Source organism: Pseudomonas sp. CP4 (assembly GCF_047758505.1).
Taxonomy (GTDB): domain Bacteria; phylum Pseudomonadota; class Gammaproteobacteria; order Pseudomonadales; family Pseudomonadaceae; genus Aquipseudomonas; species Aquipseudomonas fluorescens_AO.
The window spans coordinates 4887554-4900467 of the sequence record NZ_CP180489.1 but is presented as its reverse complement, the minus strand read 5'-3'; the positions used below and the strand labels follow the sequence as shown (position 1 = coordinate 4900467).

9 protein-coding genes are annotated in these 12914 nt (G+C 59.6%); 5 read left to right on the top strand and 4 right to left on the bottom strand.

The features are described from left to right. Nucleotides 1-74 precede the first annotated feature (74 nt). From flgM to ACMYUN_RS22030, 3 genes are all read left to right on the top strand, one after another. The gene (gene flgM, locus ACMYUN_RS22040; protein ID WP_039757858.1) at nt 75-401 is read left to right on the top strand and encodes a flagellar biosynthesis anti-sigma factor FlgM; all 327 of its coding nucleotides are present in this window, start codon (nt 75-77) and stop codon (nt 399-401) included. Between the two features lie 48 nt (nt 402-449). Beyond that, entirely contained in the window at nt 450-917 is a 468-nt protein-coding gene (locus ACMYUN_RS22035) for a flagella synthesis protein FlgN (protein ID WP_039757859.1), read from the top strand. Between the two features lie 92 nt (nt 918-1009). Then, nucleotides 1010-1756 carry a flagellar brake protein gene (locus ACMYUN_RS22030; RefSeq protein WP_039757860.1) on the top strand — a complete coding sequence of 249 codons (747 nt, stop codon included), beginning with the start codon at nt 1010-1012 and terminating at the stop codon, nt 1754-1756. 73 nt (nt 1757-1829) lie between these two features. Here the strand turns inward: ACMYUN_RS22030 and ACMYUN_RS22025 are convergent, their stop codons facing one another. From ACMYUN_RS22025 to ACMYUN_RS22010, 4 genes are all read right to left on the bottom strand, one after another. Next, a complete protein-coding gene (locus ACMYUN_RS22025; RefSeq protein ID WP_310405432.1) occupies nt 1830-3212 on the bottom strand; it encodes an MFS transporter in 1383 nt (460 codons plus the stop codon). 69 nt (nt 3213-3281) lie between these two features. Then, on the bottom strand, nt 3282-4523 hold the full coding sequence (locus ACMYUN_RS22020) for a glutamine synthetase family protein (protein WP_415763994.1): 1242 nt from the start codon (nt 4521-4523) through the stop codon (nt 3282-3284). A 199-nt stretch (nt 4524-4722) separates the two neighbouring features. Then, nucleotides 4723-5415, bottom strand: a complete 693-nt coding sequence (locus ACMYUN_RS22015; protein ID WP_039757863.1) for a sensor histidine kinase — start codon at nt 5413-5415, stop codon at nt 4723-4725. Continuing rightward, nucleotides 5412-7016 carry a tetratricopeptide repeat-containing response regulator gene (locus tag ACMYUN_RS22010; RefSeq protein WP_016773603.1) on the bottom strand — a complete coding sequence of 535 codons (1605 nt, stop codon included), beginning with the start codon at nt 7014-7016 and terminating at the stop codon, nt 5412-5414. Before ACMYUN_RS22010 ends, ACMYUN_RS22015 begins: the two co-directional genes overlap by 4 nt. 217 nt (nt 7017-7233) lie before the next feature. On the opposite strand from ACMYUN_RS22010, the gene ACMYUN_RS22005 reads away from it, so the two are divergent. Together ACMYUN_RS22005 and ACMYUN_RS22000 are read left to right on the top strand one after the other, a co-directional pair. Next, on the top strand, nt 7234-8589 hold the full coding sequence (locus ACMYUN_RS22005) for a lysozyme inhibitor LprI family protein (protein WP_415761766.1): 1356 nt from the start codon (nt 7234-7236) through the stop codon (nt 8587-8589). A 185-nt stretch (nt 8590-8774) separates the two neighbouring features. Continuing rightward, nucleotides 8775-12911, top strand: a complete 4137-nt coding sequence (locus ACMYUN_RS22000; protein WP_415761765.1) for a CheR family methyltransferase — start codon at nt 8775-8777, stop codon at nt 12909-12911. Nucleotides 12912-12914: the final 3 nt, after the last annotated feature.

The following is a 12914-nucleotide window of genomic DNA, read 5'->3' as shown; positions in this document are numbered from 1 at the left end:
TTGATTGGGCCTAAAGTTTTTCAGGGGATAGCCGAAAACATGGCAAGCGTCCAAATTCCCAGAGGTTTTTTATCATGGTTATCGATTTCAACCGATTGAACAGTTCCTCGTCACTTACCGGCAATACACGTACCAGCAACGCCAGGGAAAGCGCTGAAAACAGCCCCTCCGCGCCGCTGAATACCCAGGCCGAACCGGCCAGTGCCGCCAAAAGCGGGGAATCGGTACACCTCAGCAATGAGGCTCAACAGTTGCAGAAGGTCACTGACAAGCTGCGCGATCAGCCTGCTGTCGACAAAGCCCGTGTGGCCGAGTTGAAAGCCGCGATTGCCGATGGCAGCTATAAAGTCGACAGCAACCGTGTAGCCAGCAAACTGCTCAACTTCGAAGCCCAGCGCTAGGCTTTTGCCGGCGCCAGGCTTTTGGACGCTTAAACCCCAAGGCCAGCCATGCACGACACTAACTTATTGCAACTGATCAACGACGACTTTGCTCCAGCGCAACAATTGCTGGAGTTATTGCAAACCGAATCCCTCGCTTTGCATGGTCGCGACATGCCGTTGCTGGAAGAAATTCTGGCGACCAAGCAAGCGTTGATCATTCTGCTCGAGCAGCATGGCCGCAAGCGCAGCGAAATCCTCGCCAGCCTCAACCTGCCGACCGATCGCACAGGTCTTGAGCAACTGGCCAGCCAGTCGAGCATTGGCGACCAGTTGCTGGCCCAGGGCGACGCCCTGACCGCGCTGATCGCCCAATGCCAGGCGGCCAACGTCAAGAACGGTCAGTCGATCCAGATCCAGCAGGCGACTACGGCCAACCAGCTGAAGATCCTCACCGGCGGTGAGCCGCCAGCGCTGTACGACGCCAGCGGGACTTTTGCCAAACCGGTCAAACCGCGAACGCTCAGCCAGGCATGAGCCAATCGCTGGCCCTGCCCTATCCACCTGCGCAAGATGCTGGCAAAATACTGGCCGGCCGTAGTCTTATTTTGTCTGGAGATTGAAGAACCGTGTCCAACACCCTAAGCGCGGATGATGCTCCGCAGCCTCCGAAGGTGCTCACCACGCCACTGGAAATCTCCAGCAACCTGCGCCAGCTGCAAGACAGCCACGATCCGCTGATCATCACTTTCCATGAACGCAGCCAGCGCTTTCAGAGTTACCTGATCAAGGTCGACCGCGAAACCGCAACGATCGCGCTGGACGAAATGATCCCACGCGATGGCGAGCGCTTTCTGCAGGCGGGCGAACCGTTCAAGGTCGAAGGCTTTCATGACGGCGTGCGCATCGCCTGGGAATGCAACGGCACGCTGAACATCGAAGAATCCGACGGCGACCGCTTCTATACCGGCGAGCTGCCGAGCGAAGTGGTCTATCACCAGCGCCGCAACGCCTTCCGCGCTGCGTTGAAACTCACCGATCTGGTCAGCGTTGAACTGGGCGGCGAAAAGCTCAAGACGCCGTTGCACGGCAAGCTGCTGGATATCTCCGCCACTGGCTGCAAATTCCGCTTCGAAGGCGACATCACTGATCGCCTGCAACTGGGCCAGGTCTATGACCGCCTGATCGCCCCGCCGCTGTTCGGCAATCAGCCAACATCAGTCGAACTGCGCTACCTGCACTTCGAAGAAAAACTCAACATCACCTTCGCCGGCCTGCGCTTTCACAACATCAGTGGCCAGGCTGCGCGCAACGTCGAGCGGTTTGTTTACCAGCTGCAGCGTGAAGCACGACGTTTCGACAAAGACGATCTCTGAGTCGTAGCGATCAATAAAAAGGGCAGTCCTGTGCGGGTCTGCCCTTTTTTATGCGCGGATGTTTATCTTCGGTTCAGGGCCTGCCACCGCTGATATCCGGCGCAGGCTTATCGTCATTGCCGCTGTCCGGTACGGTTTCAACGACTGCTTCCGGCTGCGCTTCGGGCTCAGGCTCAGGAGTGACCGGCGCCGGGTCCTGCACCATCTGCTCCTGCACCACCTGCTCATCGACACGCGGGTCAAGCGCTGCCACCAGCGGCGAGCTCGACATGCTGTCCGGCATCGCCACGTGATGCAGCGGTGCGTCGTCGACCTGGTGCAGGTTGGTCACTGCTTTCGGACGGATCCGCCAGACCAGCACCAGCGCGAAGAAGCTGAAGAACGCATACAGGCTCTGACTGCCGAGAAACTTCATCAGCACGCCCGCCAACAGCGGCCCGATGCTTGCGCCAACGCCGTAAGTCACCAGCAGCATGGCGGTCAGCGACACCCGGCGATCGCCTTCGACGTGGTCATTGGAGAACGCCACCGCCAGCGGATACAGGCAGAACTGCACCAGCGAACAGAAGAAGCCGACGACGAACAGCACCTCAAGCGGTACCTGCGGCATGATCGCCAATGGCAACGCCGCCACCGCCAGAAACCCGGCAAAGCAGCGAATCAGCAGCGCACGGTCATAACGGTCGGACAACCAGCCCAACGGCCACTGCACCAGCAAACCGGCAAAAATGCAGCTACCCATGAACAGACCGACCTGCTCGGTTGACAGCCCCTGCTGCGAGGCATACAGCGGCGCCAGACCATAAAACGAACCGATGATCAGACCGGCGCCGAGCACCGTGCTCAGCGATTGCGGCACGCGCTTGATAAAGAAGCGCGGCTCCATCGGCGCCGGGTGCAGGGGCGCCGGGTGAATCCGTCGGGTCAGCGTTACCGGCACCAGACACAGAGCAAAGCACAGCGCCACCAGCATCAGCAGTTCCAGCCCGAGGCCGGGGTGCATGACCAGAATCAGCTGGCCCAGTACCAGGCCCAGATACGAGGCGATCATGTAGCCACTGAATACCAGCCCGCGCTGATTGGCGTCGGCCTGCTCATTGAGCCAGCTCTCGATCACCATGTACTGGCACATCATGCCCAGACCAACGATTGTCCGCAGCACCAGCCACGCCGGCAGCCAGTCCACCAGCCCATGGCCGAGCACCGCCGCGCCGACGATCCCGGCACACGCCGAGTAGGCACGGATATGCCCGACCCGGGCAATCAGGCGATGGCCGATCTTGCCGCCCAGCACCAGACCGAAATAGTTGGCCGCCATCAGCGCACCGACCCACAGACCGTCGACGTTGTCGGCGGCCAGTCGCAAAGCCAGATAAGTAGAAAGAAGGCCTGAGCCGATCAACATCATCAGCGAGGCGAAATACAGTGCTCGAAAGGATTTCCAGATTTGGCGCATCGGCGTTCCGAGCGGCTCCTTGCAGTAAATACCGGGCGGTCAGAACGACTGCCCGGCAGCAGCGATACGTCAGGCCTGGGCGGCCAGTACACGGCGCTCCCAGGGGGTGATTTCATCAAAGAAGCTGGTCAACTCCATGGTCTTCGAAGCGATGTAGCCTTCGATGAACTCCGACCCGAACAGTTCCCTCGCCAACTGGCTACGTTTCAGACGCTCAAGCGCGGCGTGCAAGGTACACGGCAAGGCCAGACTATCCGGCACGGCGAATTCACCCTGGATCGCCGCGCTCGGTTCCAGCTCTTGTTCGATGCCGTGCAAACCCGCGGCCAGACTGGCGGCGATGGCCAGATACGGATTGGCATCGGCGCCCGGCAAACGGTTTTCGACCCGACGGGCGACCGGCGAGCTGGCGGGAATACGCAAGCCGGCGGCGCGATTGTCATGGGACCAACAGGCGTTGTTCGGCGACGCGTACGGATGACACAGGCGCTGATAGGAATTCACATTGGGCGCGAACAGCGCGGTGAAGTCGGCCAACCCTGCCTGCTGCCCGCCGATGAAGTGGCGGAACATCGCTGTCGGCTCACCGTTCGAGTCGGTAAAGACATTCTTGCCGCTGCCGATCTCAACGATGCTCTGGTGAATATGCATCGAGCTGCCCGGCGTATGCGCCAGCGGTTTGGCCATGCACACCACGCTCAGGCCATGCTTGAGCGCGACTTCCTTGAGCAGGTGCTTGAACAGAAACGTCTGATCGGCCAGCAGCAGCGGATCGCCGTGCAGCAGATTGATCTCGAACTGGCTGACGCCCATTTCATGCATGAAGGTGTCACGCGACAGGCCAAGGGCGGCCATGTATTTATACACTTCGCTGAAGAACGGCCGCAGACCGTTGTTGGAACTGACGCTGAACGCTGACTGGCCATCCTCGCGGCGACCGTCGAGGCCTACCGGCGGACGGAACGGCTGAGTCGGATCGGTATTGGGTGCGAAGACAAAAAATTCCAGTTCGGTCGCCACCACCGGCGCCAGACCGTGCGCGGCATAACGGGCGATGACCGCTTTGAGCTGGCCACGGGTCGAGAGGCTGGAGCTCTCCCCGCTCAGTTCGTCGGCGTCGCAAATCGCCATGGCGCGCGGCTCGTCGCTCCACGGCAAACGATGAATCTGCGCAGGATCGGCGACCAGCGCCAGATCGCCGTCGTCACTGCCGTAAAACCGCGCCGGCGGATAGCCGCCCATGATGCATTGCAGCAGCACACCCCGCGCCAACTGCAAACGCCGCCCCTCAAGGAAACCCTCGGCGGTCATCACCTTGCCCCGTGGCACCCCGTTCAGATCCGGGGTGACACATTCAATCTCATCAATGCCGGTCAATCGCTGCGCGAGTGAACCCTGGCCATCGGTTGTCATGACGCAATCCTTGTTGTTGTGCGAGCCGCGAACGGCGACCCGGACAAAATAGGCTGCGGCTGTTCGGAATATCAAGCAGCGTCAAACAAAAAGCCTGTCATGGCAGATAGAGGCTGAACACCCCACCACCCAACGGCCCGCCGTTGCTGATTTCGGTGCGCCCTTCCACACCGTTGCGCTGGTGCAGCGCGGCGATGCGATTGGCGAAATACAGTCCCAGCCCAGTGCTGCCGCTGCTGTGATTGATGCCCTGGACATAATCGGCCTGACGCTCGAGCATCTGCGCCGGATAGCCGTCGCCATCGTCATTGATGCTCAGCACCAGTTGCCCGGCTTCGTCGCTGACGGTGATCAGCAGCGACTCGCGGGCGTAACGGATCGCATTGTTGATGCAGTTGCCGAGCACCGAAGCGATCAGCTCGCGATCGAAGAAACCCAGCGGGCTCAACGGATCGACTTCATAAGTGGCGATGATGCCGCGACTGGCAAACACTTCCTGATGCGCGGCCAGTTGCGCCTCGATGAAATCGTCGAGTTCGTGATACGCCGGCTGCAGCGGCAACTGATTGACGCCGAGTTTGTACAGCCCGAGTAACTGCACCAGCATGCCGTTGAGGTGGGCGAACTCGAAGTCGATCACGCCCTGCTCCGAGCCGTCGCGCAGCTCTTTCGGCAAACGCGCCAGCCACTGGCTGTGCGCCTGCATCAGCATGGCCAGGGAGTTCTTCATGTCGTGAACGGTGGAGGCAATCACCGTGGAAAAATCCAGCGCCGGATCAATTGGGTTCATTCGCCAAACGCCTTGCTTTTCAGCTTCTGATAACGCGCAAACCGCGCGTCGGTGTCGGGCATCAGGCCCACCAGTTTCAGGCAGGCCCGACATTCTTCCAGCTCCGCCGACGGCACACTGGTGTCGGTGCCATGCAACAGCGACTGGGCCAGGTTCAGCGCAATACTGATGTTTTTCGGTTGCAGCTTGAGCGCCTTGCGGAACACCTCGCGGGCCTCGACCAGATTGCCGGTCTTGTACACACGCACGCCCTGACGGTTGAGATCGGCCGCAGCGTTGCTCGAGCTGAGAATGGTCGGATCGTCAGTGAGCTTGGCAATGTCTTTCATCACCGCCGGATCATCACCGTAGATCTCCGCGCAGCTCTTGAGCATCGAAGTGCCCGCCTCGGCCTGACCGAGCATTTGCAACTGCTTGGCCACCAACAGCGCCGCCTCGGGGCTCATGAATTGTTCCATGCCATCGAGGCGCATCAGTGCTTGTTCGGTGAGCTTATCGGCGGTTTCGGCGTCGTTGAGCAACAGGCTGGTAGCTTTCATCAACCGCGCGCGAATCTGCAGGCCTGGATCGCTCGGGTTCTCTTTGGCTACGGCGCTGAGTGTGGTGTTGATCTCCAGCCGCGTGCGCGTGTCGAGACCGCGATCGCTGCCCTTGCTGATCAGCGCGTGCGCCAGGCCGAGGTTGCTCTCCGGGTCCTTGAAACGCGACTGCGCGCCCTGCGCCACTGCCTGGCGATAAGCACGCGAGGCGGTTTCGAAATCTTCGTTGGCCATCGCCAGTTTGCCGAGCAAGGCCTGACGACGCACCGCCAGCGGCGACAGGCGAATCGCTTCTTCCAGCACTCGCTGCGCGCCTTTGCTGTCGCCTTCGGCCACCAGCACATCAGCCATGCCGTCATACAGCGCCGGCATCATCGGGAAGACTTTCAGGGCTTTTTCATAAACTTCTTTGGCCTGCGAGACCTGCCCGCGTTTGAACAGCAACTTGCCCAATCCAGCGAAGGCCCATGGCAATGGGCGGTCGGCAATGATGCCGTCGTAGAGTCGCTCCAGCGCTTCGTTCTGGTTCATGTCGCGCAGGGCGTCGGCGCGGTAACGCAGGCACAGCGGCGAATAGCGGATGTCCTGTTTGCACAGGGCAATACAGGCATTGAGCACCTCGACCGGCTTACCGCGATCAAGGGCTTGCAGAATCGGTTTGAGCAACGTCTTGCGTTGTTCCAGACGCTCAAGGCGCTGGGCCAGTCCGGAACGGTTGAACGGCTTGGTCAGGTACGCATCCGGCTCATGCTCCAGCGCACTGAGCACCATCGCCTGACTGGTTTCGGCGGTGACCATGACGAAAACGGCTTCGTGGCTGATGAGCTTTTCCGACATCAGGTCTTCGAGCACCTGCTGGCCGTTCTTCTTGCCGTCGCCGAGGTGGAAGTCCTGAAGAATGAAATCGTAGGACTTCTGCGAGCACATCTTCAGCGCCTGCTCGCCAGTGTCGGCAGTATCGACATCCTTGACGCCGAGCTCACGCAACATCGAACGCACGGAACTGCGGAAATCGGAAAAATCATCGACGATCAGAAAGCTTTTTTGGTGATACGACGACATCGAGGATTTCCAGGCAATTGAAGAAAACGAACCGAGGCGATTTCAGGCGCGCAGATGATAGCTGGAGGCCATGCGCCATCAAGCGATTTCGCTGGAGTCTGAACTCACCGTTCGGGTTATCGGCCAAAAGTGCCGGGGCCTGAGGGTGGTGCTTCAAGAATGTTGCTTCGAGTATTACTCTGCGCGCCTGCTCAAGGATTTCCATAAGGACTGAATCGTGTACATCAAGGGACGCTACATCCTGTCGGCCTTTTTGCTGCTGTTTATCCAGCCAATGAGTGCGGCGGCAATGGACTGCACCAAAGCGGCGAACGACGTGGAAAACACGATTTGTGCGAACAAAACGCTGTATGAGCTGGACGCCCAGATGGGCACGCTTTATCGCCAACTGATGACAGCTGCCGCAGCGGCGCAACCTGAACTCAAGCGCACCCAGCGCGCCTGGCTGAAAAGCCGCAACACCTGCGCAGACGATGTCGCTTGCCTGGATGGCAGCTACCGCCAGCGCCTGCACGCGTTGCAGGCACAATGGACGCAAGCCGCAATGTGGCAGCCGGACGCCGTGGACCTTCAGGCGATGAACGATCTGCAGGACAGCATTCGTGCCGAGAACAAAAGCCATCCGGAGTTTGCGCTGGAACATGCCTTGGCCGCGCGGGCTTTCGATGCATCCGAGACATCGTTCGCAGGCGATCCAGTCGACGACAGTTACGGCGAGCAAACCACTTTCCCCAAGTCGCGCCCCAAAGGCGTGAGCGAGGACGAATGGAAAGCATTGAACGCCTCACGCATTGAAGGCGCCGCCGAGACCGGACGGACTTCCTACGCACTGCTGGATCTGGACGATGATGGCCAACGCGACCTTATCGTCGACACATACGCAGGCGGCACTGGCCTGTTCACCTACGTGGAAACCTGGCACCGAACGGGCGAGCGGTTTGTCAAAAGATCGGTCGAGCCGGAAAGTTCGCTGTTCTACACCAACGACCGTGGCGCCAATCAGGCAGTCAGCTGGATCAGGCTTCACGACAGAATTTATGCCGCCTATCGAAACAGCGCCTATGGTGTCGATAATCTGTACCTGCTCAATCCGCTGAAGATCAACCGTCAGGTACCGACGGTGTCCGTGCGTTACGCTTACTCCCTGCAAGTGCCAACCACGCAACATAAAGAAGACGACACCAGCACGTATGAGCTCGAAGCGGATTTGCACGCGGCACTCGACCACGCCATCACTCAAGCGATGAAAGCCGCCCCCGACTCAACCAATAACTCGCCCCTTTGCCCAATTCCTCCCACGGGTACCGGAGACGACGATTACTACAGCTACGGCCCAACGTACTATGCCATCGAAAAGATCACCGACCTGCCGGTGATGATTGGCGGCGAATGCTACATCGGGGCGCTGGTCAACTGGTTCGGCAGCTACAGCGAAAAGGCTGGGTTATTCGCCCAACTGGCCGTGCGCAAGCCGGGCGTCGAGGCCAGCGGGACTAGCTACGAAGTCTACGGCCGCCGGCATGTTACCGAGGTCAGCGGGAGCCTTGGCAAAGTCGAAATCAACGACGACTGACCACCGATCATCACACCGGCAAAATAATCGGCACGGTTGCCAATCGCCGGAGGTCAAAGACACAGACAGCACATTTGTCCTTCAAAAATGCAGGCAGATCCGCAAATGAGGTTTATTCTGCACAATTACCTGCGCCCCCGGACGTCCGCGATACGCTTGTACCGCCACAAAAAAAGGCCGAAGTGATGACCTCGAAAACCCCTGCCTCGCCCTCTGCGCCCGAGCGCAAGGATGTGACCCCCAGCCACCTGAATTTCCCGGTGGTGGGCATCGGCGCCTCGGCGGGCGGCCTGCAAGCGATCAAGCTGTTTTTCGAGCATATGCCGAAGGACAGTGGCATGGCGTTCGTGATCATTCTGCATCTGTCGCCCGATCACCAAAGCATCGCCGACCAGATCATTCAGGAATCGACGCGCATGCCGGTGCTGCAAGTGACGCAGCCGGTGCCGATCGAAAAGAACTGTGTGTACGTGATCTCGCCAGCGCATTCGCTGTCGCTGAACGACGGTTATCTGCGGGTCAGCACGGCCGGTTCGCCGCAGGCGCGCCACACGGCCATCGACCTGTTCTTTCGCGATCTGGCCGATGTGCACCGTGAGCGGGCGTTCTGCGTGGTGTTGTCAGGCACCGGTTCCGATGGTGCGGTGGGTTTGTCGCGAATCAAGGAACAGGGCGGCGTGACGCTGGTGCAAGTGCCGGAAGACGCCGAGTTCGACGGCATGCCGCGCGCCGCCATCGAGACGCGCATGGTCGATCTGGTGCTGCCAGTGGTCGAGATGCCGCAGAAACTGATGGAGCTCTGGCGCAACTCCCAGAACATCAAATTACCCAGCGCCAATGATCCCGACTTGAAAGCCTTGAAGCCTGCAAACGAACACGAGGCGTCGATCGCCGAACAACGCCTGCATGAAATCCTGTTGTACCTGCGCAGCAGCACCGGTCACGATTTCAAACACTACAAGCGCGCCACCGTGCTGCGCCGCATCGAGCGGCGCATGCAGGTCACCAGCCAGTCTGACCTCAGCGCTTACTACAACTACCTGCAAAATACCCCGGAAGAAGCCAAGGCCTTGCTCGGCGACATGCTGATCGGCGTGACCAACTTCTTCCGTGACCGCGAAGCCTTCGAAGCCATTGAGCGCGATGTGCTGCCGCAACTGGTGCAATCGGTTGCCGACTCGTCGGAAAAAGAAGAACTGCGCATCTGGTCTGCCGGTTGCTCGACCGGCGAGGAAGCCTACAGCCTGGCGATCCTGCTCGACGATCAGATGCAGGTACAAAGCAGCAAGGCCAACCTGCAAGTGTTCGCCACCGATATCGACGAACGTGCGATCACCACCGGCCGCGCCGGCACCTACCCGCAAGCCATCGTTACCGACGTACCGCCAACCCGCTTGCGACATTATTTCGTCAAGGACAATGAGCATTACCGGATTCGCAAGGAAATCCGCGAGAAAGTTCTGTTCGCCAAGCACAGCCTGTTGTCCGACCCGCCGTTCTCGCAGATCGACCTGATCGTTTGCCGCAATCTGCTGATTTACCTGGATCGCGAGGTGCAGCGGGAAATCCTGCAGATGTTCCACTTTGCCCTGCGACCGGGCGGTTTCCTGTTTCTCGGCACCTCTGAAAGCGCCGATGCCTGCCATGAATTGTTCGCGCCAGTGGACAAGCGCAACCGCATCTTCCGCGCCAAGACCGGTACCCCGAACAGCCGCCGCACCCCGACCATGCCACGTGGCGGTTACATGCGCACCAGCGTTTCCCGACCGCCATCGAAAGCCATCGAGCCCGTCAAGCTGTCGTTTGCCGATATCCACCGCCGCGCCATAGAACGCTTCGCCCCGCCGAGCATCATCGTAGACACCAATGCCGATATTCTTCACATGAGCGAAGCCGCCGGGCGTTTCCTGCGGCATGTCGGCGGCGAGCTGTCACGCAACTTGCTGACGCTGATCCTGCCGGAACTGCGCCTGGAAATTCGCACGACACTGTTCCAGGTGCAGCAAAGCAACCTCACTGTGTGCTCGCGTGAAGTGCTGCTCAAGCGCGAGGAGCGCCAGTACCGCATCACGCTGATTGCGCAGCCGTACAAGGACGACGACTTCGACAGCGAGTGCGTGCTGGTGACCTTCGATGAAACGGAGATCGACGCGCACGAGCAGGCGCTGACCACGGTGCTGCAGACTGAAAGCCAAGTGCTCTCGAACCTGGAACGTGAGCTGCAACGCACCAAATTGCATTTGCAGGACACCATCGAACAGTCGGAAATCTCCAGCGAAGAGCTCAAGGCTTCCAACGAGGAGATGCAGGCGATCAACGAAGAATTGCGCTCGGCCACCGAAGAGCTCGAGACCAGCAAGGAAGAGTTGCAGTCGATCAATGAAGAGCTGTTGACGGTCAATTACGAGCTGAAGACCAAAGTCGAGGAAACCGACAAGATCAACGATTATCTGACCAACCTGATCGCTTCAACTGACATTGCTACGGTGTTCGTCGATCGCAGCATGCGCATCAAATGGTTCACGCCGCGCGCCACCGACATCTTCAGCATGCTGCCGGTAGACACCGGCCGTTCGCTGCTGGATATCACCCATCGCTTGAATTACCCGGACATGGCCCAGGACGCTGCGCAGGTATTTGAATCGCTGAATATGATCGAACGCGAGGTTAACAGCACCGATAATCGCTGGTACATCGCCCGGCTATTGCCTTATCGCTCCAGCGAAGACCATATCGACGGCACGGTGCTGACCTTCATCGACATCAGCAAGCGCCGCGAAGCCGAGGAAGAGCTGCGCCTGGGCGAAGAACGCATGCGCCTGGTCGCCGAAAGCACCCGCGATTACGCAATCATCATTCTCGACGAGATGGGCGTGATCACCAGTTGGAACAAGGGTGCCGAGCTGATCTTCGGCCACACCAAGAGCGAGGCCGAGGGGCAGTTTTACGATTTCATTTTTACCGGTGAAGACCGCAACGCCGGTATGGCCGAAAACGAACTGGCGACGGCTCGTCAGCACGGACGCGCTCAGGACGAGCGCTGGCACATACGCAAGGATGGCAGCCGGTTTTTCTGCAGCGGCGAAGTCACGTTGCTCAGCGGCGATCACCTGCAGGGTTATGTGAAAATCGCTCGCGATCTGACCGGGCATAAACGCGCGCAGGACGAGCAAAGCCAGGAACTGGCCCAGACACGCAACACGGTGTCGTTGCGCGACGAATTCTTTGCGGTCATGTCCCACGAACTCAAGCATCCCTTGAATCTGATTCAGCTCAACGCCGAACTGCTGCGTCGCCTGCCGATGATCCGTACTGCCGGCCCGGCGACCAAAGCGGTCAATACCATCTGCGATGCGGTCAACAGCCAGGCGCGGATCATCGACGACTTGCTCGACGTGGCTCGCGTACGCACCGGCAAGCTCAAGCTGCAACTGGCCCGCGTCGACCTGAGCGCTGTGCTGCGTGACATCCACACGGTCGTGCTGAATGAACAGCATGCAACGCACATCGACCTGCAACTGCCCGAAGAGTCGCTGTTCATCCATGCCGATCCAACCCGCGTCGAGCAGATCATCTGGAACCTGGTGAACAACGCGCTGAAATTCACCCCACCGACCGGACGCATCGAATTGATTGCCAGCAAGAGTGGGCAAATGGCTCAACTCAACGTCAAGGACAACGGCGTCGGCATCGCAGCGGAAAACCTCGAACACGTGTTCGACCTGTTTGGCCAAGCGGAAAAACAGCACACCAATCATCAACGCGAAGGGCTCGGCATTGGCTTGTCGCTGGTACGGCAACTGACCGAGGCGCAACACGGCACCGTACGGGTTGCCTCACCAGGGCTGGGCGCCGGATGTACGTTCACCGTATGCCTGCCGCTAGCCACCGAAACCGTGGAAACCTCCGAGCAGCCGCCGGCAGAACCGGAATCGGGCAAGCTGGTGGGCTTGAGCATTCTGCTGGTCGATGACTCGCCGCAAGTGCTGGAGACCTTGAAAATGCTGCTCGAAATGGAAGATGCCGAAGTGACCGCGTTCGACCATCCCGTGGCAGCGCTGAAAGCTGCCGAGGGTACGCGCTTCGATCTGATCATTTCCGACCTTGGCATGCCGGTCATGAGCGGGTACGAACTGATGGCTGCACTGCGCAAGCTGCCGCTGGTGAAAAACGTCCCGGCGATCGCCCTCACCGGTTATGGCACTCAGAGCGACATGCAGAAGTCCCGTGAAGCCGGGTTCGATCAGCATCTGGGCAAACCGGTGGCGTACGACGACCTGATTGAAACCATCGAGGCGTTGCGCCGCTCAGAGTTGCTGTAACGG